General features: G+C 63.6%; 23 protein-coding genes and 1 pseudogene. 11 read left to right on the top strand and 13 right to left on the bottom strand.

Translation table 11 applies throughout. The features are described from left to right. The first annotated feature begins 257 nt into the window (after positions 1-257). Genes B0G82_RS00445 through B0G82_RS00430 form a run of 4 tightly spaced genes read left to right on the top strand, consistent with a single transcriptional unit; the run spans position 258 to position 4,519 of the window. Positions 258-869: a DUF4126 domain-containing protein gene (locus B0G82_RS00445; protein ID WP_012432348.1), complete on the top strand. Its 612-nt coding sequence runs from the start codon at positions 258-260 to the stop codon at positions 867-869. Beyond that, the gene (locus B0G82_RS00440) at positions 866-3,451 is read left to right on the top strand and encodes an FtsX-like permease family protein (RefSeq protein ID WP_199730042.1); all 2,586 of its coding nucleotides are present in this window, start codon (positions 866-868) and stop codon (positions 3,449-3,451) included. The genes B0G82_RS00445 and B0G82_RS00440 overlap by 4 nt, the downstream gene beginning before the upstream one ends. A 26-nt stretch (positions 3,452-3,477) precedes the next feature. After that, positions 3,478-3,891, top strand: a complete 414-nt coding sequence (locus tag B0G82_RS00435) for a group II truncated hemoglobin (protein WP_012432350.1) — start codon at positions 3,478-3,480, stop codon at positions 3,889-3,891. Next, a complete protein-coding gene (locus B0G82_RS00430) occupies positions 3,884-4,519 on the top strand; it encodes a DUF924 family protein (protein WP_121306327.1) in 636 nt (211 codons plus the stop codon). The genes B0G82_RS00435 and B0G82_RS00430 overlap by 8 nt, the downstream gene beginning before the upstream one ends. Before the next feature lie 161 nt (positions 4,520-4,680). Here B0G82_RS00430 and B0G82_RS00425 read toward each other — a convergent pair whose 3' ends face one another. The 10 genes and pseudogenes from B0G82_RS00425 to B0G82_RS00380 all read right to left on the bottom strand — a co-directional run bounded on the left by B0G82_RS00425 (position 4,681) and on the right by B0G82_RS00380 (position 12,278). Beyond that, positions 4,681-5,427 (bottom strand): SDR family oxidoreductase, encoded by a 747-nt coding sequence (locus B0G82_RS00425; RefSeq protein ID WP_121306326.1) that lies wholly within the window; start codon positions 5,425-5,427, stop codon positions 4,681-4,683. Positions 5,428-5,451: 24 nt separating this feature from the next. Further along, positions 5,452-6,036, bottom strand: a complete 585-nt coding sequence (locus B0G82_RS00420; protein WP_106280332.1) for a TIGR00730 family Rossman fold protein — start codon at positions 6,034-6,036, stop codon at positions 5,452-5,454. A 2-nt stretch (positions 6,037-6,038) separates the two neighbouring features. Beyond that, positions 6,039-6,764 (bottom strand): TetR/AcrR family transcriptional regulator, encoded by a 726-nt coding sequence (locus tag B0G82_RS00415; protein WP_106306725.1) that lies wholly within the window; start codon positions 6,762-6,764, stop codon positions 6,039-6,041. Positions 6,765-6,966: 202 nt separating this feature from the next. Next, positions 6,967-7,614 carry a diacylglycerol kinase gene (locus tag B0G82_RS00410; protein ID WP_121308572.1) on the bottom strand — a complete coding sequence of 216 codons (648 nt, stop codon included), beginning with the start codon at positions 7,612-7,614 and terminating at the stop codon, positions 6,967-6,969. A 20-nt stretch (positions 7,615-7,634) separates the two neighbouring features. Then, positions 7,635-8,666 (bottom strand): glycosyltransferase family 1 protein, encoded by a 1,032-nt coding sequence (locus tag B0G82_RS00405; protein WP_106280336.1) that lies wholly within the window; start codon positions 8,664-8,666, stop codon positions 7,635-7,637. 36 nt (positions 8,667-8,702) lie between these two features. After that, positions 8,703-9,644, bottom strand: coding sequence for a UDP-2,3-diacylglucosamine diphosphatase (locus tag B0G82_RS00400; RefSeq protein ID WP_106280338.1), 942 nt, complete (start codon positions 9,642-9,644; stop codon positions 8,703-8,705). Positions 9,645-9,977: 333 nt separating this feature from the next. After that, positions 9,978-10,502 (bottom strand): RDD family protein, encoded by a 525-nt coding sequence (locus tag B0G82_RS00395; RefSeq protein ID WP_121306325.1) that lies wholly within the window; start codon positions 10,500-10,502, stop codon positions 9,978-9,980. Positions 10,503-10,516: 14 nt separating this feature from the next. Next, positions 10,517-11,273 (bottom strand): annotated as a pseudogene (locus tag B0G82_RS00390) (DUF3106 domain-containing protein). Between the two features lie 16 nt (positions 11,274-11,289). Beyond that, positions 11,290-11,718 (bottom strand): DUF3619 family protein, encoded by a 429-nt coding sequence (locus B0G82_RS00385; RefSeq protein ID WP_116142457.1) that lies wholly within the window; start codon positions 11,716-11,718, stop codon positions 11,290-11,292. Further along, positions 11,715-12,278 carry an RNA polymerase sigma factor gene (locus B0G82_RS00380; protein ID WP_012432361.1) on the bottom strand — a complete coding sequence of 188 codons (564 nt, stop codon included), beginning with the start codon at positions 12,276-12,278 and terminating at the stop codon, positions 11,715-11,717. Before B0G82_RS00380 ends, B0G82_RS00385 begins: the two co-directional genes overlap by 4 nt. Positions 12,279-12,640: 362 nt before the next feature. Here B0G82_RS00380 and B0G82_RS00375 point away from each other — a divergent pair, with 362 nt between their 5' ends. The 6 genes from B0G82_RS00375 (at position 12,641) to B0G82_RS00350 (ending at position 19,791) form a co-directional block, all read left to right on the top strand. Continuing rightward, positions 12,641-14,404 carry an acetolactate synthase 3 catalytic subunit gene (locus B0G82_RS00375; protein WP_012432362.1) on the top strand — a complete coding sequence of 588 codons (1,764 nt, stop codon included), beginning with the start codon at positions 12,641-12,643 and terminating at the stop codon, positions 14,402-14,404. 124 nt (positions 14,405-14,528) lie between these two features. Continuing rightward, positions 14,529-15,020, top strand: a complete 492-nt coding sequence (gene ilvN / locus B0G82_RS00370; protein WP_012432363.1) for an acetolactate synthase small subunit — start codon at positions 14,529-14,531, stop codon at positions 15,018-15,020. 121 nt (positions 15,021-15,141) lie between these two features. Next, complete coding sequence (ilvC, locus tag B0G82_RS00365; RefSeq protein WP_074763518.1) at positions 15,142-16,158, top strand: ketol-acid reductoisomerase; 1,017 nt, start codon at positions 15,142-15,144, stop codon at positions 16,156-16,158. A gap of 133 nt (positions 16,159-16,291) precedes the next feature. Next, positions 16,292-16,930 carry a phosphatidylserine decarboxylase gene (locus tag B0G82_RS00360; RefSeq protein ID WP_012432365.1) on the top strand — a complete coding sequence of 213 codons (639 nt, stop codon included), beginning with the start codon at positions 16,292-16,294 and terminating at the stop codon, positions 16,928-16,930. 23 nt (positions 16,931-16,953) lie between these two features. Next, positions 16,954-17,820, top strand: a complete 867-nt coding sequence (pssA, locus tag B0G82_RS00355; protein ID WP_012432366.1) for a CDP-diacylglycerol--serine O-phosphatidyltransferase — start codon at positions 16,954-16,956, stop codon at positions 17,818-17,820. A gap of 423 nt (positions 17,821-18,243) precedes the next feature. Continuing rightward, entirely contained in the window at positions 18,244-19,791 is a 1,548-nt protein-coding gene (locus B0G82_RS00350) for a 2-isopropylmalate synthase (protein WP_106280347.1), read from the top strand. Between the two features lie 123 nt (positions 19,792-19,914). Here B0G82_RS00350 and B0G82_RS00345 read toward each other — a convergent pair whose 3' ends face one another. The 3 genes from B0G82_RS00345 to B0G82_RS00335 all read right to left on the bottom strand — a co-directional run bounded on the left by B0G82_RS00345 (position 19,915) and on the right by B0G82_RS00335 (position 22,999). Beyond that, positions 19,915-21,495 (bottom strand): SulP family inorganic anion transporter, encoded by a 1,581-nt coding sequence (locus B0G82_RS00345; protein WP_121306324.1) that lies wholly within the window; start codon positions 21,493-21,495, stop codon positions 19,915-19,917. 87 nt (positions 21,496-21,582) lie between these two features. Further along, on the bottom strand, positions 21,583-22,221 hold the full coding sequence (locus B0G82_RS00340) for a carbonic anhydrase (RefSeq protein ID WP_106280351.1): 639 nt from the start codon (positions 22,219-22,221) through the stop codon (positions 21,583-21,585). A gap of 226 nt (positions 22,222-22,447) precedes the next feature. Continuing rightward, entirely contained in the window at positions 22,448-22,999 is a 552-nt protein-coding gene (locus B0G82_RS00335) for a hypothetical protein (RefSeq protein ID WP_116119424.1), read from the bottom strand. 183 nt (positions 23,000-23,182) lie between these two features. On the opposite strand from B0G82_RS00335, the gene B0G82_RS00330 reads away from it, so the two are divergent. Then, positions 23,183-24,538: a branched-chain amino acid ABC transporter substrate-binding protein gene (locus tag B0G82_RS00330; protein ID WP_121306323.1), complete on the top strand. Its 1,356-nt coding sequence runs from the start codon at positions 23,183-23,185 to the stop codon at positions 24,536-24,538. Positions 24,539-24,685: the final 147 nt, after the last annotated feature.

Below are 24,685 nucleotides of genomic sequence, written 5' to 3'. Positions count from 1 at the left end.
GTCTTGCACTTCAAACCGCCGCCGGGCGTCGTCAGCCATCTGTCTGCGCCCGGCCCGCACCTCCATTAAAGCCGCCCATTTATTCGCCGCTCTGCGTTCTGCGAATTAACGTGGCTATAATGAGATCGAATCCAACCTGAAATTGTCCGCGGCCCATTTGGCGCGACCGGCTTGGCGCGGGTCTGACGACTTCGATGCTCGGCCCCATTTGTGGCCCGTCGAAACGCCCGGCACGCACAGCGCGCCTGGAGGCGGCCATGCTTGAATCACTTTCGCTCGCGGCGGGGCTCTCATGGGGCAGCGGCCTGCGCCTCTATCTGACAGTCCTGCTGGCCGGCGTGTTCGCCCGTCTCGGCCTCGTCCATCTCCCCGATACGCTGTCCGCGCTGTCCTCGCCGTGGGTCATCGGCGTGGCGGGCGTGCTCACCGTCACCGAATTCCTCGCCGACAAAATCCCCGCGTTCGATTCGCTGTGGGACGCGGTCCATACTTTCATTCGTATTCCGGCGGGCGCTGTGCTTGCGGCCGGCGCGCTCGGCCATGCCGATCCGGCGCTGCTGACCGTGGCCGCGCTCGCGGGCGGCACGCTCGCCGGCACGGCGCACCTCGCCAAGGCCGGCACGCGCGCGTTGATCAATCTGTCGCCGGAACCGGTGTCGAATGTGGTGACCTCCACCGCTGAAGACGGGCTCGTGTTCGGCGGCATGCTGCTCGCGCTGTTCGTGCCGCTGGTGTTTCTGGTGCTGATGATCGGTTTCCTGATGCTGGCCGGCTGGGCGTTGCCGCGTCTCTGGCGCGGGGTGCAGGGCGGTTTTCGCGGTATGGCGACGCACATGGTGTCGCGCTTCGCCAGGAGCAGGCACGATTGAGCGATACGGTACGGGGTTCCGCCGCGCGCAGAGCGTTACCGACGACGACGCGCCGGTTCGGTGGCATGGATCTGGTGCGCCAGTCCATTCGCATGACGTCGCGCGACTGGCGCGCGGGCGAGTTGACGATGCTTCTGCTGGCGCTGGTGCTGGCTGTCGCGGCGCTATCGAGCGTCGGCTTTCTGGCTGACCGTCTGCATCAGGGGCTCGAGCGCGACGCGCGGCGCATGATTGCCGCCGACTTCATCGTGCGAGCGGATCATCCCGTCGATCCGCAATTCGCCGGGCAAGCCAGGGCGCTCGGCCTGAATACCGCCAGCACGGCGATCTTTCCCAGCATGATCAATTCGACCGGCGCGCAGCCGGTCTCGCGGCTCGCCGCCATCAAGGCGGTGTCGCCCGGTTATCCGCTGCGCGGCGCGTTGCGCATTGCGTCGGCGCCGGGCGCGGCGGACCATCCTGCGCACTCGATTCCGCCGCCGGGCGTTGTGTGGGTCGATCAGGCGCTGCTCGACGCGTTGAAGGTGCATGTCGGCGATAGCGTGAAAGTCGGCGGCCGCAACTTCACGATCGGCGCGGTGATCACGCGCGAACTCGACCGCGGCTTCTCGTTCGTCAATTTCTCGCCGCGCCTGATGCTGCGCGCCGACGACGTGCCGTCCACCGGTCTCGTCACCTACGGCAGCCGCGTAACTTACCGCCTGCTGGTCGCGGGCGCGGACGAGTCCGTCAAGCGTTTCGCGCAGTTTGCGCATGAGCGAGTGGACGGCGGCAAGATGCGCGGCGTCGCGCTCGAATCGTTGCAGGACGGTCAGCCGCAAGTGCGCCAGACGCTCGACCGCGCGAGCCACTTCCTCACGCTCGTCTCGCTGCTCACCGCGTTGCTGGCGGCGGTGGCGATCGCGATGGCCGCGCACAGGTATATGCGCCGGCACCTGGACGGCTGCGCGGCGATGCGTTGCCTCGGCGTCAGCCAGTCGACTTTGCGTGCGCTCTTCACGCTCGAATTCGTCGGGCTCGGGTTGATCGGCGGCGCGCTGGGTGTGGCGCTCGGTTTTCTGGGGCATCTCGCGCTGCTCACGTGGCTCGGCAGTCTGATCGACGTCGCGCTTCCCTATCCGACGGCATGGCCGGCGCTCGAAGGCATCGCGGCCGGCCTCGTGCTGCTGCTGGGCTTTGCATTGCCGCCTCTGTTGCCGCTTACGCGCGTGCCGCCGGTGCGCGTGCTGCGCCGTGAGTGGGGCGAAGCAGGGCGCACGGCGTGGGCGGCTTACGCGCTCGGCATCGCGCTATTCGCCGCGCTGCTGATCATTGCGGCGGGCGAGTTGAAGCTCGGCGGAATCGTCGCGGGCGGTTTCGCGGGCGGGATGCTGGTGTTCGCGTGCATCGCGCGGCTGGCGCTGTGGGGCGCGGCGCGGGTCGTGCGCAGCGAGCGTGTGAATGCGAGCATCGGCTGGCGTTATGCGCTGGCGTCGCTCGAACGGCGCAGCAGCGCCAGCGCATTGCAGATCACCGCGCTCGGCATCGGGCTGATGTGCCTGTTGCTGATCGCGATGACGCGCAACGACCTCGTGGCCGGCTGGCGCAAATCGACGCCGCCCGATGCGCCGAACGAATTCATCATCGACATCCAGCCCGACCAGCGCGACGCCGTCACGCAGTATCTGAGCACGCACGGCGTGCCCGGCACGGTGCTCGCGCCGATGGTGCGCGGACGGCTCACGGCGATCAACGGCAAGCCGGTCAACCCCGATTCGTTCAAGGGCGACGACGCCAAGCGTCTGGTGGATCGCGAATTCAATCTCTCGTACACGACCGAGCTGCCCGACGACAACCGGCTCGCCGCCGGCACCTGGTACGGCGACACGAAAACGCCGCAGATCTCGATCGAGCAGGGCCTCGCCAAACTCATCAACGTGAAGCCCGGCGACATGCTGCGTTTCGACGTGACCGGCTTGCAGATCGACGCGCCGGTCACGAGTGTGCGCAAGCTCGACTGGGGCTCGTTCAAGGTCAACTTTTTCGTGCTGATGCCGCCCGCGGCATTGCAGGATTTCCCCGCGACGTTCATCACGAGCTTCCATTTGCCGCAGGAAAAACAGTCGACCATCGACGGCCTGATCGCCGCCTATCCGAACCTCACGGCCATCGACACCGGCCCGATCCTCGCTCAGGTGCAGCGCGTGTTGCAACAGGTGATCGGCGCGGTGCAATTCCTGTTCGCGTTCACGCTCGCGGCGGGCGTGCTCGTGCTGTACGCGGCGCTCGCGGGCACGCGCGATGAGCGTATGCGAGAATCCGCGCTGCTGCGCGCGCTGGGCGCGTCGCATCGGCAGGTGCGGGCGGTGCAGATCGCCGAGTTCGTCGCGGTGGGTGCATTGGCGGGCTTGATGGCGGCGGCCGGCGCGCAGGCCATCGGCTATGTGCTGGCAACGCGCGTGTTCGAGTTCTATCTGAGTTTCAATCCCTGGCTGTTGCCGGCGGGCATTGCCGCCGGCATCGCGTGCGCCGGTGTGGGCGGCTGGCTGAGCCTGCGGCATGTGCTGGCGCGGCCCGCGCTGCAATCGCTGCGGGACGCGTGAATTTTCTTATCGGTTGGTGAGCAGGTATGAGTGATTTGAACGACGAGGTGTCCGCGGCGCAGCCGACGGCCTTCGAACTGGTGGGCGGCGAAGCGCGCGTGCGCGAACTGGTCGACCGCTTTTACGACCTGATGGATCTCGAAGCGGACTTCGCCGGCATCCGCGCGCTGCATCCCGAATCGCTCGACGGTTCGCGCGACAAGTTCTTCTGGTTTCTGTGCGGCTGGATGGGCGGTCCTGATCATTACATCAGCCGCTTCGGTCATCCGCGTTTGCGCGCGCGGCATCTGCCGTTCGCGATCGCCTCCAGCGAGCGCGATCAGTGGCTCAGGTGCATGGCGTGGGCGATGGAAGATGTCGGTCTCGACGAGCCGCTGAGAGAGCGCCTGCTCGGCTCGTTCTTCGAAACGGCTGACTGGATGCGCAACCGGAATGGCTAACGCGTCGGGCTCGGCATCTGGCGCGGCATCGCCGGACTACGCTGACTTGCCTCAGGAAGCGCGCGAGGTCCTCGACTGCTGGTTTGGCGTACCGGGCGCGCCGGAATACGGCACCGAGCGCAAAATCTGGTTTTCACGCAATGCGGCTTTCGACGCGATGCTGCGCGAGCGCTTCGGCGCGCTGATTGACGCGGCGCGTGAATCAGCGCTCGATAGCTGGACGCAAACACCGCTCGGCGCGCTGGCGCTCGTCATCGTGCTGGATCAGTTCTCGCGCAATTGTCATCGCGGCACAGCGCGCGCGTTTGCTGCCGATCAGAAGGCATTGCTCGTCGCGCGGCAAATCGTCGCCAGTGGCGCCGACCGCGAGTTGCCCACCGTGCACCATCGCGCGTTCGCCTGTCTGCCGTTCGAGCACGATGAAACGCTCGAGGGCCAGCGCGAGTCGCTGCGTCTTTTCAGGCAACTGGAAGCGGAGCCGGGTGGCAAATCGTACTACCGGTTCGCGGTGCGGCACGCGGAAATCGTCGAGCGCTTCGGGCGCTTTCCGCATCGCAATGCGACGCTCGGGCGTCCCTCGACGGCTGAGGAAATAGCCTTTCTGGGTACGCCCGGTTCATCGTTCTAGGCGCGCGGCGCCGGTACTATTCGTCGATCACCGCTCTCGCGGCCCTCGGCGTAAGCACGCAAATCACGCCAGTTCGTTCGCGTCACTCGGGAAAGGCAAAGCGGGCGCTCGTGCATGCATGCGGCCGGTTATAACGGGAAAAGCGGTAAGCGGGCGGGCGCCTAGCGTCCGCCGGACACGTCGAGCAGCGCGCCCGTCACATACGAGGCGGCATCGCTCAACAACCAGACGATGGTCTCGGCCACTTCATCAGCCGTGCCGGGACGGCCCAGCGGCGTGGTTGCGCCGAGCTGCGCGGCGCGTTCGGGTTTGCCGCCGCTCGCATGAATCTCGGTGTCGATCAGGCCGGGGCGCACCGCGTTCACGCGCACGCCGCGCGGGCCGAGTTCCTTGGCGAGTCCGAGCGTCATTGTGTCGACGGCGCCTTTCGAGCCGGCGTAGTCGACGTATTCGTTCGGTGAACCGAGACGCGAAGCCGCCGACGACACGTTGACGATCACGCCGCCCGCGCCGCCACGCTCCGTCGACATGCGCCGCGCGGCTTCGCGCGCGCAGAGATACGCGCCGAGCACGTTGACGTCGAACATGCGTTTCAGGCGCGCGACGTCCATATCGGCGAGCTGGCTGGACGGCGCGACGATGCCGGCGTTGTTGACGAGCGCGTCGATCCGGCCGAACTTCTGCCCAAGCGTGTCGAACATTGCGAGCACGTCGGCTTCATTCGCGACGTCGCCGGCAATCGTCAACGCCTGGCCGCCTGCGCGCTCGACTTCGGCGGCGGTGTCCTGCGCGGCAGCGAGATTGCGTGCGTAATTCACGCCGACGGACCAGCCGCGCGCACCCAGCAAACGCGCCGTCGCGCGGCCAATGCCGCGGCTGCCACCGGTGATCAGAACGGCTTTCGTCATCGCAACCTCGACGTTAAGGGAAAGTCAGACCGCGTCGCGCTTGATCGCCCACTTGTCGGCGACGGGCGGCTGATAGCGTTGCAGCTTGCCGATCAAGGCGACAGGATCGGCGTCGATCTGGAGGATGTCGAAATAGGTCTGGCGCATGAAGCCTTCGTCGACCGTGTGCTGAAGCATGTTGATCAACGGATCGTAGAAGCCGTCGATATTCAGCACTGCCACCGCTTTCTGGTGATAGCCGAGTTGCGCCCACGTGTAGACCTCGAACAGCTCTTCGAGCGTGCCCGCGCCGCCCGGCATCGCGACGAACGCGTCGGACAGGTCGGCCATCATCTTCTTGCGATGATGCATGTCGGGCACCACATGCAATTCGGTCAGGCCGTTATGGCCGACTTCCTTGTTGACCAGCAGCTCGGGAATCACGCCGATCGCGCGGCCGCCTTCGGCCATCACCGTGTCGGCGATCACGCCCATCAGGCCGACCTTGCCGCCGCCGTACACCAGTGCAAGATCGGCTTGCACCAGCGCGCGGCCGAAGGCGCGCGCCGCTTCCGCATACAAGGGTTTGGCTCCGTTGGAAGAGCCGCAATACACGCACACCGACTTCATGCTCAAACGTCCTTCGGTTCGTTGCGGGGCGCGGCGCCTTCCTTGGGCGGCAGGTAGTCGTAAAACTCGCGCTTGGGCAGCTTGCCCGACACGAGGTCGTCGAAAATCTGCCGCGAGCGGCCGCGCAGATAAGGCGCCATGAGCGACACGATCTGCACGCTCACCTGATGCAGTTCCGCGCGAATCGCTTCCTGTTCGTTGTATTTGCGCGGATTCATCACGAACTGATACGAGAGCCAGTACGTGCCGATCACGCCGACGTTGGTGGCGATCACATGAAGCTCTTCCGGCGTGACGACCATTTCGCCGTCGGCCACGAGCTGCTCGCAGAACTGGCTTGCAAAACGCACCTTGTGGCTGATGATCTGCTTGAAGTGCGTTTCGAGCGTGCGATTGCGCGCCAGCAGATCGTTCAGATCGCGATACAGGAAACGGTAGCGCCACGTGAAATCGACCATGTACTGCAGATACGACCACATTTCGTCGATGGTCGCGCGGTGGTCTTCGGGGAAACGCAGACGCTTTTCGATCTCCTGCTCGAACTGGCTGAAGATGCTGTTGATGATGTCGTCTTTGTTGCGGAAGTGGTAGTACAGGTTGCCTGGACTGATTTCCATTTCCTCGGCGATCGTCGTCGTCGTGACGTTCGGCTCGCCGATTTCGTTGAACAGTTTCAGCGACAGTTCGAGAATCCGTTCGCGCGTGCGGCGGGGAGGTTTGGCTTCCATGTCGTCCGGCCCTGGTTACGCCGGGGGGCACACGGCGGCGTGCCGCTCTTCGCGTGATCCGCCCGGACGCGGTTGGTGTATCGGACGATTATAAACCGAGCGTTCTAATCTCAAACGGATAGTCAGGGTTTTCATTCCCGCGACCATTTCGCGCGTCGCTCGAACCCGCTTCCACGGCGCTAAAACAGTGTGTGGCGCGGCTTCACAGCCATGCCTGAACCCAATGCACGACGAGCGGTCCGACGATCAACAGCCACGTCATCAGGCACATGCCCAGCGCGACCATCACGGCCGCGCTGCCGAGATCCTTCGCGCGGCGCGAAAGTTCGTGGCGTTCGAGCGAAATCCGGTCGATGGCTGCTTCCACGCTCGAATTCAGCAACTCGACGATCAACACGAGCAGCACGGAGCCGAGCAGCAACACGCGCGACACCGGCTCGACCGGCACCAGCACGCCGCAGGGAATCAGGATCGCGGCGAGCGTGAGTTCCTGGCGAAACGCGCTTTCCTCGCGAATCGCGACGCGAAAGCCGGCGAGCGAATTTTTCATCGCGTGCCAGGCGCGGGTGAGGCCGCGATTGCCTTTGTAGGGATTGAAAGGCAGCGGCGCGAGCGGATCGTCGGGACTGAGCGGTTCGTTCTGCGTGTCGTGTTGGGTGCCGTTCTGTTGCGTGCCGTTCGCGATGCTCGCCCCGTTCGAACCATGCGCGTGATCTGCATGATTCGGCGTGCCTGGTTCGCTCACGTCGTCGAACGGTTCGATGCTCGCGGTGTCGTTGTCGTTGCCGGCTTCGACGGCACGCAGCGCGCCGTTCGACGCGCGCCCCACGGGGGATGGTCTGGTTCGCATGGACGGCTCGGCACGCCGCATCACGCGGCGGCGCTTTCCTCGCGATACGAGGCGCGCGGCAGCGGCTTCAGATGCGCGGCGAATTGCTCGGAGGCCGCCGCCCACGAGAAGCGTTCGGCCCACGCGCGCGCATGGTTGCGATCGATCTTCAAGGCTTCGAGGCAGGCTTCGCGCAGGTCTTCATGCATCGCGCCCGCGCCGCCGTCGCCCAATACATCGATCGGACCGGTGACGGGATACGCCGCGACCGGCGTGCCGCAGGCGAGCGCTTCGAGCAGCACCAGCCCGAATGTGTCGGTGCGGCTCGGGAACACGAAAACGTCCGCCGCCGCATAGACCTTCGCCAACTCGGCCTGGGTCAGCACGCCCAGATAATTCACTTGCGGATAGCGCGACTTCAGTTCGGCGAGTGCCGGACCTTCACCGGCAACCCATTTCGAACCGGGCAGATCGAGCTTCAGAAATGCCTCGACGTTTTTCTCGACGGCCACGCGTCCCACGTACAGGAAGATCGGCCGCGCGCTATTGAGCACCTTCGAATCCATCTGGTGAAAGATGTCCAGGTCGACGCCGCGCGTCCACAGCACGACGTTGGTGAAACCGAATTTTTCGAGGTCGCTCTTGACGACCGGCGTAGGCGCCATCACAGCCAGCGACGGCTTGTGAAACCAGTGCAGGAACTTGTAGGTCGCGGCGAGCGGAATGCCGAAACGCGCCTGCACGTACTCCGGAAAACGCGTGTGATACGCGGTGGTGAACGGCAGCTTGTGCTGGATTGCGTAGGCGCGCGCGGCCATGCCGAGCGGACCTTCGGTGGCGATGTGCAACGCGTCGGGCGAGAAGGCGTCGATACGCTCGCGCAGTTTGCGGCGCGGCAGCAGCGAGAGGCGGATCTCCGGATACGTCGGGCAAGGGATCGTCTTGAATTCGAGCGGCGTCAGCAGATCGACGTGATGGCCGAGCGCGCTGAGTTCGCGCGTGGTGTTTTTCAGCGTGCGCACGACGCCATTGACCTGCGGTTCCCATGCGTCGGTGACGATCATGATCTTCATCGGTTTCGGCCCAATAGAGAAGTTAACAAGCAGGGACTACGCGGTTGCCCTGGCCTTTTGCACGCCCACTTCCGGGGAGCGCATCACGGTCCAGTAGATCACCTTGAGTTCGCCCTCGTACGTCTCGACGAGGGCCGACAGACTTTCGACCCAGTCGCCGTCGTTGCAATACAGGACGCCGTCGATATCGCGTATCTCGGCTTTATGAATATGTCCGCAGACCACGCCGTCGCAGCCGCGGCGGCGCGCTTCGTCGGTCATCACGCGTTCGAACGAGGAGATGAAATTCACCGCGTTCTTCACCTGATGCTTGAGGTACTGGGACAGCGACCAGTACGGAAAACCGAGCCGGCTGCGGATCCGGTTGAACCAGCGGTTCAGGATCAGGATCATGGTGTAGAGCGTGTCGCCGAGATAGGCGAGCCACTTGGCGTGCTGGATCACGCCGTCGAACAGATCGCCATGCACGATCCACAGACGCTTGCCGGCGAGCGTGGTATGGAACGCCTCGCCGCGCACGTGGATGTCGCCGAACGCGAGGTCGCAGAACTGGCGCGCGGCTTCGTCGTGATTGCCGGGCACGTAGATCACTTGCGTGCCCTTGCGCGCCTTGCGCAGTACCTTCTGCACGACGTCGTTGTGAGCCTGCGGCCAGTACCAGCCTTTCTTCAACTGCCAGCCGTCGATGATGTCGCCCACCAGGTACAGATACTCCGACTCGTTGTGACGCAGGAAGTCGAGCAGATAGGGCGCCTGGCAGCCGCTCGAGCCGAGATGGATGTCGGACAGCCAGATGGTGCGGTAGCGATGCGGCTCGGCGTGATCGTCGTCGTGCTGGCCGGTATGGGCGTCGAGCGGCAGTGGCGCCACGGGCAACGGCAAGCCGTGACTAGGGTTGGGTTCCGGGCGGAACGCGACGGGGTCGACGCTCGGGCCGGTCTGGCGGAACAGGGAAGTCGCGGACGTTTTGGGGTCCATGGCTCACGCGTCGAGTTGCGGTGCCCGTATTGGGCCGGGTGCGCGTGACTGTGCCGTGACAGTCATGAGAAGTTCTTATTACTGCGGGGCGGGGAGACGGGGAGCGGAAAGAGTGATGACCGCGCTGGGCGTAGCTCGCGCGGCGTGGTGACTGGCTATGGGGTGATGATCGAGAGATCGACACGACCGCGACCGGCGCCGCGCCCAGTGTTGTGGTGGCCCGACAGCAAAGCGCATTCGCGTCCGGTCGGCACGGCCGCGAACGGCATGATGTGCGCGGCGTGACGGCGGCCCGACAGGCGGGCGACATCCCGACCGGCAACCCGGCGCGGGTCAGCGCGAGACGCTGACGACTCGCGTGCCGGCGAGGCGGTCGTGCAGGAATCGGCGCTGCGGATCGAAACGGCCGGTGGCCGCCCACAGCAGGAACCAGATGCCGGCGATCATCAGCGTCTGCGGCAGCTTGAGTCCGAGCAGCGGATGCAGCGCCAGCGGCGGCAAAAACCACAGCCACGCAAGCGCGTAGCGGGCAATGGCGCGGCCGGTGGAAAGCGGCGCGCCATCGGCGGCGACCACGCGCAGACGCCAGGTTTTCATGGGTAAGGTCTGGCCGCTATGAGTCCAGAACCAGACGAAGTACAGGCCGAGCACGAGGCCGATCCACGCCGCCAGCAGGTTGTGATGGGTCAGGCCGTTGCGCTGCTGCGTCAGCGTGCTGAACAGATAGCCGGCGACGAACACTACGCCGAACAGGATCAGCGCTTCGTAGAGCAACGCCGCGAGGCGTCGGCGGACGGTAGGTGCGTTGCCGTTGCTGCTGTCAGCGGCGATGGTTTGGCCCGCGAGCGGTTGGGACACGGCGGCGCTCGGGCTTAGGAGCCGTTGAAAATCGACGGCGCTTCGGCTGGCGAAACCGGCAGCGGCGTAGCAGGCACGAAGCTGCCGGCGGCGGGAATCGGCGGCACGGCGACGGGGCTCGGCAGCGAAGCCGCGGCGGCGCTGGCCGCTGTCACGTGGCTTGCGCCGTGCTCACGCGCGTTGACGAGCCGATCGATCCCCTTGATTTCAGTGCGGCCTGAGGGCGGCGCGCTGACCACGCTGGGGCGCCGCTTGCGTTCGCTGGCGGCAAGGCGTTCTTTCTGCTCTTCCGGTAACTGCTGATAGGCTTTCCACGCGTTCTGGCGGGTTTCGCGCGGCAATTCCTTCGATACCTGATAATTTTCACGCGCGACGCGCCGCTGGTCGGGCGTCATGCGGGTCCATTCAGTCATGCGGTCATGCAGGCGTTTTTTGCGCATCGGCCGACATTTTCGGGTAACGCGACGCGATCTTGATCCATTTTCGCTTGCGTTCTTCACTGAAGGAGTCCCATTGGGCTTCGAACGGCGCCAGCGCGATGTGCTCGGCCGAAGTCAGCCGCGACCACGCCATCGGGCTGTTGCTGCCGGGCAGGCTGGGCAATTCGACGGCGAGCGTGGGCGCGGGCGCCTTGGCGGTGACGTTGCCGCCCGCAACAGGCGCGCTGGCCGGAGACGGGCTCGGATAAAAGCGCGGATAAGTCGCGGCAAACGACACCAGGGCCGCGATCGTGCATCCGAAAACAACGGCCAGGCCGCGCTTGTAACTCACCCGAAGAATCTCCCGCTCAGTGGGCGCGTGAAAGGTACGCGTTGAAACCGTGGTCGAGATAGGCATTGAGCGGCAGGTCGTCGCTTAACATGGCGGCATCGATATCGGCGAGTTCGGCGGTGCGTTGCTGATCTTCCCAATAGGCAATGCCCACGAGGCTGATCACCAGCGCGGCCAGCGGCCACGCAAGCGCGAAGCGGCGCAGCGGCGAACGGCGGCGCTGCGGCAGTTCGACCGGCGGCAGGCCGGCTGCCATGCCCGCGCCGGCAAAGGCCGGCACGAACACCGGCGCGCTCACGGTTTCGGGCTTCTTGCGGGCGAGCGCGGCATGGCGCGCCGCAGCGAGCCGATCGGCGGTGGCGGACGGAATGCTGGCAGCGTTTTCGTCGAGCGCGCGGCGCACCTGGCGGGCGAACTCGAGTTCTTTAGTTTCTAGGGAGCTCATAGCGTGATTCCTTTGGCCTTGAGCGCTTGCGCCAGCGTGTGGGTGGCCCGCGAGCAGTGCGTTTTCACACTGCCTTCGGAGCAGCCCATAGCGGCGGCAGTCTCGGCGACATCCATATCTTCCCAATAACGCATGAGAAACGCCTCCCGTTGACGTGCCGGTAACTTTTGGATCTCGTCGTCGATTAACTGCAGGACCTGTTCGCGCTCGAGCTTCTGTTCGTTGCTCTCCGAGCCCGCCGAGCCCTGCTGGGCTTCGAAGGTTTCGAGCGGGTCGAAATCTTCGTCGTCGGCGTTGCCGAGCGACGAGAAGAGACTCACCCAAGTATTGCGTACTTTGGCACGACGGAAATAGTCGTGCATCGCATTCTGCAGAATACGCTGAAACAGCAGCGGAAGTTCGGCTGCCGGACGGTCGCCGTATTTTTCGGCGAGCTTGATCATCGCGTCCTGCACGATATCCAGCGAGGCGTCGTCGTCCCGCACGGCGTAGACCGTCTGCTTGAATGCGCGCCTTTCGACGCCCGCCAGAAAATCGGCGAGTTCCTTGTCTGATGCCATCCGTTGGGGGTCGGCGCAGCGAGCGTGCGCGTAATCGGTCGAAAAATGTCGTAAAACTCGCGGATGCTAACAAACTTTTGCGCTGCTGGGGCGAAACGTGATGCACCTTGCATCTCTATAACAAGGTTTCGGTCGCTTTTGGTTAGTTGGCGAGTTTCGGTTGATGGCGCCACGGCAAGATTTGCTTGACCGCGCGGGCGTCTGCAGATATCGTCGCTGGTTCGCAACATAAGTGACTTGTCTCAATTGAGGTGTGGCCCAAGAAGCTCACCTGTCAACTGGACGCGCCGCTTGAACCCGAGCCACAAGCCCGGCAGAGAGCACCCGATCAAATTTTTGCCGAAATTTCGAAAGGTGAATTAATGAATATGCCCAGCGCGGAATTCTCCACGTCGGATACGACACCCCATCCTGAAGCTGACTCTATCGGCGCCACAGTGCTCATGAAGGCACTGGCTGACGAAGACGTCGAGTTTGTGTGGGGCTATCCCGGCGGCTCGGTACTCTACATTTACGACGAGCTGTACAAGCAGGACAAGTTCCAGCATATCCTCGTACGCCACGAGCAGGCCGCGGTCCACGCCGCCGACGCTTACTCGCGTTCCACCGGCAAGGTCGGTGTGTGCCTCGTGACCTCCGGCCCCGGCGTTACCAATGCGGTGACCGGCATCGCCACGGCATACATGGATTCGATTCCGATGGTCGTGATCAGCGGCCAGGTGCCGACTGCCGCGATCGGCCAGGATGCGTTCCAGGAGTGCGACACGGTCGGCATCACGCGTCCTTGCGTGAAGCACAACTTCCTCGTGAAGGACGTGCGCGACCTCGCCGCCACCGTCAAGAAAGCCTTCTTTATTGCCCGTACCGGCCGTCCCGGCCCGGTGCTGATCGACATTCCGAAAGACGTGTCGAAAGCGCCTTGCCAGTACGAACCGCTCAAGACTGTTTCGCTGCGCTCGTATAACCCGGTTACCAAAGGCCACTCCGGGCAGATTCGCAAGGCCGTGTCCTTGCTGCTGTCGGCCAAGCGTCCGTATATCTACACCGGCGGCGGCATCATTCTCGCGGATGCATCGCGCGAGTTGAACCAGTTCGCCGATCTGCTCGGTTATCCCGTCACCAACACGTTGATGGGTCTGGGCGGCTACCGCGCGAGCGACAAGAAATTCCTCGGCATGCTCGGCATGCACGGCACGTACGAAGCCAACATGGCGATGCAGCACTGCGACGTGCTGATCGCGATCGGCGCGCGTTTCGACGACCGTGTGATCGGCGACCCGGCGCACTTCTCGTCGCGTCCGCGCAAGATCATCCATATCGACATCGATCCTTCGTCCATCTCCAAGCGCGTCAAGGTCGACATTCCGATCGTCGGCGACGTGAAGGAAGTGCTGAAGGAGCTGATCGAGCAGTTGCAAACGGCCGAGCATGGCCCGGACACCGCGGCGCTCGCCGACTGGTGGAAGGACATCGAAGCCTGGCGCGCGAAAGACTGCCTCAAGTTCGACCGCAAGAGCGACATCATCAAGCCGCAGTACGTGGTGGAAAAGGCGTGGGAACTGACCGACGGCAATGCCTTCGTGTGTTCCGACGTCGGCCAGCACCAGATGTGGGCGGCGCAGTTCTATCGCTTCAACAAGCCGCGCCGCTGGATCAATTCCGGTGGTCTCGGCACGATGGGCTTCGGCCTGCCGGCGGCGATGGGCGTGAAGATGGCGCACCCGGACGACGACGTGCTCTGCATCACGGGCGAAGGCTCGATCCAGATGTGTATCCAGGAGCTCTCTACCTGCAAGCAGTACGAGACTCCGGTGAAGATCATTTCGCTGAACAATCGCTATCTGGGCATGGTGCGCCAGTGGCAGCAGATCGAATACAGCAAGCGCTATTCGCATTCCTACATGGATGCACTGCCGGATTTCGTGAAGCTCGCCGAAGCGTACGGCCACGTCGGCATGCGTATCGAACGCACGGCAGATGTCGAGCCGGCGCTGAAGGAAGCGCTGCGCCTGAAGGATCGCACGGTGTTTCTCGATTTCCAGACCGATCCGACCGAAAACGTCTGGCCGATGGTTCAGGCCGGCAAGGGCATCACCGAGATGCTCATGGGTTCGGAAGATCTATAACGACGGCGCGTTGAGTTAAACGCAGCGCCGGCTTCGTCATGCGCGCCTTCATGAAAGGCGACAAGCGGACGAAGCGGCGCGAACCGTTCGCAGACATCGACAAAACATCTGGAAGAAGCGAATCATGAGACACATCATTTCCGTCCTGCTGGAAAACGAACCGGGCGCGTTATCACGCGTGGTGGGTCTGTTCTCGGCACGCGGCTACAACATTGAAACCTTGACGGTGGCTCCGACCGAAGACCGTTCGCTGTCGCGCATGACCATCGTCTCCATTGGCTCGGACGACGTGATCGAACAGATCACGAAGCATCTGAACCGCCTGATCGAGGTGGTGAAAGTGGTCGACCTTACCGAGGGCGCCCACATCGAACGCGAGCTGATGTTGATCAAGGTGAGGGCGGTCGGCAAGGAGCGTGAGGAGATGAAACGGATGTCGGATATTTTCCGCGGCCGCATCATCGACGTCACCGAAAAGACCTACACGATCGAACTGACGGGCGCGAGCGACAAGCTCGACGCATTTATCGAAGGGCTCGACGCCACGGCGATTCTCGAAACGGTCCGCACGGGCGGCTCGGGGATCGGTCGCGGCGAGCGCATTCTGAAGGTGTGACGCGCGAGCGTTCAACCGTCTCGATCCAGGCCGGGCCGTGCCTGCACCAACCCGGCCACGCAACACACTATTTGCAGCATTTGATTTTCACTGAATCATCGAATTTAGCCAAGGAACCGACATGAAAGTTTTCTACGACAAGGACGCTGACCTCTCCCTCATCAAGGGCAAGCAAGTCACCATCATCGGCTATGGCTCGCAAGGCCATGCGCACGCGCTGAACCTGAAGGAAAGCGGCGTGAACATCACGGTCGGTCTGCGCAAGGGCGGCGCATCGTGGAGCAAGGCTGAGAACGCCGGCCTGCAAGTCAAGGAAGTGGCGGAAGCCGTCAAGGGCGCGGACGTGGTCATGATGCTGCTGCCGGACGAGCAGATCGCCGAAGTCTATGCGAAGGAAGTGCACGCCAATGCCAAGCAAGGCGCGGCGCTGGCATTCGCGCACGGCTTCAACGTTCACTACGGTCAAGTGATTCCGCGTGCCGACCTCGACGTCATCATGATCGCGCCGAAGGCACCGGGCCACACGGTTCGCGGCACCTATTCGCAAGGTGGCGGCGTGCCGCACCTGATCGCTGTCGCGCAGGACAAGTCGGGCGCAGCACGTGACATCGCTCTGTCGTACGCTGCGGCGAACGGCGGCGGCCGTGCCGGCATCATCGAAACGAACTTCCGCGAAGAAACGGAAACCGACCTGTTCGGCGAACAAGCCGTGCTGTGCGGCGGTACCGTCGACCTGATCAAGGCCGGCTTCGAAACGCTGGTGGAAGCGGGCTACGCGCCGGAAATGGCGTACTTCGAATGCCTGCACGAACTGAAGCTGATCGTCGACCTGATCTATGAAGGCGGCATCGCGAACATGAACTACTCGATCTCGAACAACGCCGAATACGGCGAGTATGTGACGGGTCCGCGTATCGTGACGGCTGAGACGAAGAAGGCGATGAAGGCTGTGCTGACCGACATTCAGACGGGCGAGTATGCGAAGAGCTTCATCATCGAAAACAAGGCTGGCGCACCGACGCTGCAATCGCGCCGCCGTCTGACGGCTGAACACCAGATCGAAACGGTCGGTGCAAAGCTGCGTTCGATGATGCCGTGGATCGCCGCGAACAAGCTGGTCGACCAGTCGAAGAACTAAGCTGCTTTTTCCAGCTGATGTCCGGTGCGGCGTCATGCCGTAATAGCCGGACAGATCAAAAAGCCGCCCAAGGGTGCTGAACCCTGGGCGGCTTTTGCTATCCTACGGTTTTACAAAAACACAGAAGCCATTCATGAATTACCCTCATCCGATCATCGCGCGAGAAGGCTGGCCGTTCATCGCCATCGCGGCCGTCGTTGCATTGCTGGTTCACTTCATCGCGGGGTTCGGCTTTTCATGGCTGTTCTGGCTCCTCCTGATCTTCGTCGTGCAGTTCTTCCGCGATCCGGCGCGTCCCATCCCCACGCAGGCGAATGCCGTGCTGTGCCCGGCCGACGGCCGTATCGTCGCGGTCGAAACCGCGCATGATCCGTATGCCAATCGCGAAGCGCTGAAGATCAGCGTGTTCATGAACGTCTTCAACGTCCACTCGCAACGCTCGCCGGTGGATGGCGCGATCTCCAAGGTCGAATATTTCCCGGGTGCGTACCTGAATGCCGCGGTGGACAAGGCTTCGACCGAAAACGAGCGCAATGCGGTGGTGATCGAAATGGCCGGCGGCCAGACGGTGACTTCGGTGCAGATCGCCGGTCTGATCGCGCGGCGCATTCTTTGCTACGTACGGGCAGGTGAGCCGCTCACCCGTGGTCAGCGTTACGGATTTATCCGCTTCGGTTCGCGCGTCGACGTGTATCTGCCGGTGGGCAGCCGTCCGCGTGTGTCGATCGGCGAGAAGGTTTCGGCGTCGTCCACGATCCTCGCTGAACTATAAAGCGGCACCAAGGAGGTTTCCGAATGGCCGCATTCAAACCGCGTCGACCCCGTAACAGCGGACCGCTTCCGCGTCCGTTCCGCCGTAACAAGCCGATGGTGACGGAGGCGGCGGTCGACAGCCGGCGCGCCCAGCGTCAGCAGTTCCTGCGAAAGCGCGGCATTTATCTGTTGCCGAACGCCTTCACCACGGCGGCGCTGTTCTGCGGCTTCTTTGCCGTGGTGCAGGCCATGAACGTGCGTTTCGAGGTCGCGGCTATCGCGATCTTCGTGGCGATGGTGCTCGATGGCATGGACGGCCGCGTCGCCCGCATGACGCATACGCAAAGTGCGTTCGGCGAGCAGTTCGACAGCCTGTCGGACATGGTCTCGTTCGGCGTGGCGCCGGCGCTGGTCATGTACGAGTGGATTCTGAAAGACCTCGGCCGCTGGGGCTGGCTCGCGGCGTTCGTCTACTGTTCGGGCGCGGCATTGCGTCTCGCGCGGTTCAATACGAACATCGGCGTGGTCGACAAGCGTTTCTTCCAGGGCATGCCGAGCCCGGCCGCGGCGGCGCTGATCGCCGGTTTCGTGTGGCTCGCTACGGACAACCGCGTGCCGCTCAAGCTGGTGTGGTTGCCGTGGGTTGCTTTCGTGCTGACGATTTACGCCGGCGTGACAATGGTGTCGAACGCGCCGTTCTACAGCGGCAAGGCGCTCGACGTGCGGCATCGCGTGCCGTTCGGGGTGATTCTGCTGGTGGTGGTCGCGTTCGTGCTGGTGTCCTCCGACCCGCCGCTGATGCTGTTCGGCCTGTTCGTGCTGTACGGCCTGTCCGGCTACGTATTCTGGGGTTATCAGGCGGTGCGGGGCAGGGCGAATCCGGCCCGGTCGGTGTCTGTCGACCGGTAGACACTTGTAACAACCGGTAGCGAGCGGTTTGCGTGCGCTGCCAGGCATGGCATGGAAAACGGCGGCCTTCGGGCCGCCGTTTTGCTTTCGGCGAGGCCGCCCCGCGGCGCTCCGCGGGCCCTCGCACGCAGGTCCGGCGCTAATTGCACGGCAGCGGGAATGTCGCTATAGTCGTTGGATCAATGCGTCTACATTTCTTTGCCGAGCCGCGCAACGAGTCTCGACACGCGGAGCGTCGCTGCCCGTGCTTATGCTTGAGCGTGCGCCGCGCGGACCGTCACGCCGAACGTCACGCTTTGGATCACGCTGATCGTTTTTGTCCCCGGTTCGCTTCGTCCGTGATCGAGCGTCGCCAGTGGTAACGCAAACAGCCAATTCCAATATCCCCTCCCCATAATTGAACGACTCCGCAGGAGACTCGACATGTCCGACAAACTGATCATATTCGACACCACGTTGCGAGACGGCGAACAATCGCCTGGCGCGTCGATGACGAAAGAAGAGAAAATCCGTATCGCGAAGCAACTCGAGCGGATGAAAGTGGACGTGATCGAAGCAGGCTTCGCGGCAAGCTCGAACGGCGACTTCGATTCGATTCACACCATCGCGAGCCTGATCAAGGACAGCACGGTCTGCTCGCTCGCGCGCGCGAACGACAAAGACATTCAGCGCGCGGCCGACGCGCTCAAACCCGCCGATCACTTCCGCATCCACACGTTCATTGCAACCTCGCCGTTGCACATGGAAAAGAAGCTGCGCATGACACCGGACCAGGTGTTCGAGCAGGCGAAGCTGGCCGTTCGTTTCGCCCGCAAATTCACCGACGACGTCGAGTTCTCGCCCGAAGACGGCAGCCGCTCGGATATGGACTTCCTGTGCCGCGTGCTGGAAGCGGTGATCGCCGAAGGCGCGACCACGATCAACATCGCCGACACAGTGGGTTACGGTGTGCCGGAGTTGTACGGTCAGCTCGTCAAAACGCTGCGCGAGCGTATTCCGAACTCGCATAAGGCGGTGTTTTCGGTGCATTGCCACAACGACCTCGGCATGGCGGTGGCGAATTCGCTGGCCGGCGTGCAGATCGGCGGCGCGCGTCAGGTCGAGTGCACGATCAATGGCCTCGGCGAGCGCGCGGGTAATACGTCGCTCGAAGAAATCGTCATGGCGGTGAAGACCCGCAAGGATTACTTCGGCCTCGACATCGGTCTCGATACCACGCAGATCGTGCCGGCCTCGAAGCTGGTGTCGCAGATCACGGGTTTCGTCGTGCAGCCGAACAAAGCCGTGGTCGGCGCGAACGCGTTCGCGCACGCATCCGGTATCCATCAGGACGGCGTGCTGAAGGCACGCGATACCTACGAAATCATGCGCGCCGAAGACGTAGGCTGGAGCGCGAACAAGATCGTTCTCGGCAAGCTGTCGGGCCGTAACGCGTTCAAGCAGCGTCTGCAGGAACTGGGTATCGCGCTGGACAGCGAAGCGGAATTGAACACGGCATTCGCGCGCTTCAAGGAACTGGCCGATCGCAAGTCGGAAATCTTCGACGAAGACATCATCGCGATCGTCACGGAAGAATCCGCCGAGGCGCAGGAGAGGGAGCACTACAAGTTCCTGTCGCTGTCGCAACATTCGGAAACCGGCGAGCAGCCGCACGCGAAGATCGTGTTCACCATGGAAGGCAAGGAAGTGACCGGCGAAGCGCGCGGCAATGGCCCGGTCGACGCCACCCTGAACGCGATCGAAACGGAAGTGGGCAGCGGCTCCGAACTGCTGCTGTACTCGGTGAATGCGATCACCACCGGCACGCAGGCGCAAGGCGAAGTGACCGTGCGCCTGTCGAAGAGCGGACGCATCGTCAATGGCGTCGGCACCGATCCGGATATCGTCGCGGCGTCGGCGAAGGCGTATATCTCGGCGCTCAACAAGCTGTATTCGAACGCGGACAGGTTGAATCCGCAGCGTTCGGAGTGAGCGGCGTGGCAGCCGCGCGCTAACGGCGTGATGGCGTAGATAGCGTTGTCGTTATCGTCGTCGTATGAATCGGAAAAGCCCCGTGCCTTGATTGGCACGGGGCTTTAATCATTGCGAGCAGCGTTACTCTGTCGCCGCGCGCCGCATCGACCAGCCGCGTGACGCGCGCGCCTGTGCCTGCACCTGATGCCGCACTTCGACGGCGATGCCGCGGCGCGGCGCATCGGCCACGAACGTGTCGAGCAGTTCGCGTACATCGTGATCGACGAAATCGGCGCGCGTCGCATCGACGATCACGGTGGCGCCGTCGGGAATCTGTTGCAGGTAGTGCTTGAGCGGCACCTTGCCGAGAAACGACACGTCCTTGCGAAACGACAGCAGATAGTGGTCGCCATGTTGCGCGAGCACGATCGGACTGCGCAGATTCGCATACAGCGCGAGCAGCACGCTGCACAGAATGCCGAGCACGATGCCGATCAGCAGATCCGTCGCGAGCACGCCGACGAGGGTGACGATAAACGGCGCGAACGGCGCAAAGCCCTGTTTCGCGATGGCGACGAACAGCGACGGCTTGGCGAGCTTTATCCCCGTGAAGATCAGAATTGCCGCGAGACAGGCGAGCGGAATCAGGTTGATGACACTGGTGAGCGCAAACACGCTGACGAGCAGCAGCATGCCGTGAATGATCGCCGAGAGCCGGCTTTGCGCGCCCGCATGCACATTGGCTGAACTGCGCACGATCACCGACGTGATCGGCAATCCGCCGATCGCACCGGCAATCAGGTTGCCGATACCCTGCGCCTTCAGTTCGCGATCCGGCGGCGCTGCGCGTCGCTCGGGATCGATCTGCTCGACGGCTTCAAGGCTCAGCAGCGTTTCCAGGCTCGCGACGATCGCCAACGTGATGGCGACGCGCCAGACATCGGGATTGATCAGTTGCGCGAAGTGTGGCCCGAAGTCGGCCCATTCGAGAGCGACCCGCAACGCGGCGAACGATTCCAGCGGCGGCAGCGCCACGCGATGTTCGGCGGGCGGCGCGAGCGACGGCGCCAGCACGCCGAGCAGCAACGTCGCGCCGATCCCCAGCAGAACGACGGCGAGCGGCGCCGGTACGCGGCGCACCAGTGCGAAGCGGCGAAATGCGCGAGTCTCCCAGCCGATCAGAATCGCCAGCGACAGCACGGTGATCACGCAAGCCGCCAGCGAGATCGAACCGAATGGCGTGGCAATCGCCGCTGCTGTCTGCGCGGTGGCTTGCGCACCGGACGCCGCATCCACGCGGGACAGTCCGAGCGCGAGCGGAAACTGCTTGACGATCAGCAGCACGCCAATCGCCGCGAGCATGCCCTTGATCACCGGCGACGGCACATAGGCTGCAAAACGGCCGGCCTTGAGCATGCCGAAACCGAACTGGATTGCACCGGACAGCAGCACGGCCAGCAGGAACGCGGAGAAACTGCCGAGCTGCGCGATCCCATCGACGACGATCACGACAAGGCCCGCCGCCGGCCCGCTCACGCTCAGACGTGATCCGCTCAGCACGGCCACCACCAGCCCGCCGACGATGCCCGAGACGAGCCCGGCAAACGGTTCGACGCCCGATGCGTTGGCGATGCCCAGACAGAGCGGCAGAGCCACCAGAAAAACGACCGTGCCCGCCAGCAGGTCGCGCTGAAATGTGGAGAAAAAAGCTCGAAGGTTCATGGTGTCGGTGCAGTAAGGAGTGGCGCCTGGTATGCGGCGAAAGCTGAACCGGATTGGATTCGCATAAGGTCTCGCGTGGCTATCGCGCTAGGCGGCCGCGCTGTGGGCGGCGGTCGCGCAGGTCATGGCGTCGTCGGCGTCGTAGCCCGACGTGAGGACCTTGAGGCGGCCGTCTTCGAGCGCGAAGATCCAGCCGTGCACGAGCGGCGCCGGATCGGCGTCCCGCACGACGGGGTGCGCGCGCAACCCGCGCACCTGTTCGAGCACGTTCAGCTCGGCGAGGTGATTGACACGCTCACGTTCGCTCTCGAGGTCCTGCAGTTCTTCGCGATGCGCGTTGGCGAGCGAGCAAAGCGGCGCGATCCGCCGATTCACATGCGGCAGGCTCGGCTCGGGCGGCAGCAGCGCGGCGCGCACACCGCCGCATCCGTAGTGGCCGCAGACGATCACGTGGCCGACCTTCAGCACCTTCACCGCATACTCGAGAACGCTCGCCGAATTGTCGTCGTCGGGCTGAAAGAGGTTGGCGATGTTGCGGTGGACGAACAGGTCGCCCGGCTCACAATGCGTAATGGTCTCAGCGGGCACGCGGCTGTCCGAGCAGCCGATCCACAGTACGTGGGGATTCTGACCTCGCGCCAGATCACGGAAAAACTGGGGGTTGCGCACGGCGGTTTCGTGCGCCCAGGCAACATTGGCGACTAGCAGGCGTTTGGGACGGTTCATCGAGAGCGGCTCCGTAAATGGGGCGTATTCATTCGGCGCCGAAAATCACGGCTAAACCGTGCGGCCTCATGTGAGGCCAGCGCCGAATCAATGCTTACGAAAGCCTTTCTATCAAAAAATAAATCCTCTGTGCACGAAATAATATTCGCCGTGATGCGCAATAAATAAAAAAAAGCCGCCCGGGAAGGCGGCTTCGTAGATTCATGCGGATTGGTTCGCGAGGCGCTCAGAACAGGCTGCGACGATCCGGATCGTGCAATGGATCGGGCGTTTTCTGCGTAAGCCGCACGATGCCCTGCTCGTCGAAATAAAAGCTGTACATCATGTACCAGACGTTGTCTTCCAGGTAACGATAGGTCCAGACTTCGCGTTTCATCAGCGGGAAGTACGAGGTTTCGACCGGGCGGCCAAAGTTCACCAGCACGTCGCTCTTGGTCCATTTGCCGATTTCGGCGCGATAGAACTCGTTCGGTTGCAGCACCTGGCGCACGTTGACGATCTTGCCGGCCGCGTCGATGTCGGCTGCGGTGGTGGTTTCGCCCATCGGCTGGGTCGGCCACATCAGCCGCTTGCCGCCGTTCGGCAGGTCGTAGCTTTCGCGCGGCGGGCCGAGGCGCGCGACGATGGTCGATTCGTCCGCGCCCTGAGTGTATTGCTGCCACGGCTGCACGCAGCCGGCGAGCGCCAGCGCGCTCAGGCAAACAAGCGCCGCGCGGCGCAGGCGCCCAGCGGCAGGCGCTCCGATCGAGGCCGCCGTGCTGTGATGGCGGTTGAACATGTATTCCTCCGATGGCGTTTGAGTAGCGGTTTTTATCATCGAGACGCATTATTTTGACACGCGCTGCGGCAAAAGATTGCGCTGCGTGCAGAGCCGGCCCGGCAATACGATAACGCTTGCGCCGGCTTGCTTATTCCATGCTGAACGACCTATGATCCGCGCTTTCACCAGGCAGGCGGGGCGATGACGATGGCGAAGTGGCAACGGAGCGCGGCAGCGGCGCTAGCGGCGATGTCGATGGCCGTGGCGGCAGCGGTTGCGTATGCGGCGGGCGAGCCGGGCGCGGCTGGGACTAACCCGGCGGCCGGCCCAGCGGCTAACGCGGCGGCGAAACCCGCGAGCAAACCCGCCGGCGCGCCGATCCAGTTGGCGCTTATCGAAGGCATGTCGGGCCCGTTCGCCAACGCGGGTGCGGCGGTGGAGCGCAACCTGCGCTTCGGCGTCGAACAGGTCAATGCGCATGGCGGCGTAAAGCTCGCCGACGGAGCGCATCCGTTCGAACTGGTCGTGCTCGACAGCAAAGGCGGCACCGAAGAGGCGCTCACGCAACTGCGCGCGGCCGCCGACCGCCGTATCGGCTACATCATGCAGGGCAACAGCTCGGCGGTCGCCGCCGCGCTGATCGGCGCGATCGACAAGCAGAACAGCCGAGAACCGGGCAACCGCGAACTGTTTCTCAACTATTCCGCCGACGACCCGGCGCTGACCAACGCCAACTGCAGCTTCTGGCATTTCCGCTTCGACGCGCACGCGGGCATGCGCATGGACGCGCTGGCCGACGTGATCCAGCGCGACAAGGCGGTGAAGAAGGTCTATCTGCTGAACCAGGATTACAGCTTCGGGCACGACGTCAGCAGCCTCGCGCGCTCGACGCTGGCCACGAAGCGTCCGGACATCGCGGTGGTCGGCGACGAATTTCATCCGATCGGCCGCGTGAAGGACTTTGCGCCGTATATCGCCAAGATCCGCGCGAGCGGGGCGGACGCCGTGATCACGGGCAATTGGGGCAACGATCTGACGCTGCTGGTCAAGGCCGCGCGCGAGCAGGGGCTGGACACGAAGTTCTACACCTTCTACGGCAACAGCCTCGGCGCGCCGGCAGCGTTGGGCGACGCCGGTGTCGGTCACGTGATTGCGGTGGCTGACTGGCATCCGAACGCCGGCGGTGCGGCGTCCGACGCCTGGTACGCGGCCTTCCGGACCCGTTTCCCGGCCGCGCAGGACGATTACCCCGTGCTGCGCATGCCGCTGATGATCGAAACCCTGGCCGCGGCGATGACCCGCGCCGGCAGCGCCGACCCGACGGCAGTGGCGAAAGCGCTGGAAGGAATCCGCTTCGACAACGGCTTTCACGCCTCGCGGATGCGCGCCGACGACCATCAACTGATTCAGCCCCTTTACGTGATGGAGATGGACAAGGCCGGCACGCCGGGCGTGCATTTCGATAACGAAGGCTCCGGCTACGGGTTTCGCACGGTGCTGGCGTTGCCGCCCGAGCGCACCGTCTTGCCGACCGTCTGCAAGATGAAGCGGCCGTAACGCGGATCGGGCGCGCGCCATCGCCCGGCACAGCCGGGTTCGCGGCCGGAATCGGCTGTGCTACAATACGCGTCCCGTTATGAGGCAAGCCTGTATCCAGGGCGTGTCAAATACGGGTAACCCACGGCACGGCCTTTCTTCCGTGAC

Source organism: Paraburkholderia sp. BL17N1, from assembly GCF_003634175.1.
Taxonomy (GTDB): Bacteria; Pseudomonadota; Gammaproteobacteria; order Burkholderiales; family Burkholderiaceae; genus Paraburkholderia.
The sequence above is the reverse complement of the archived record's forward strand: the minus strand, read 5'-3'. Positions and strand labels throughout refer to the sequence as shown.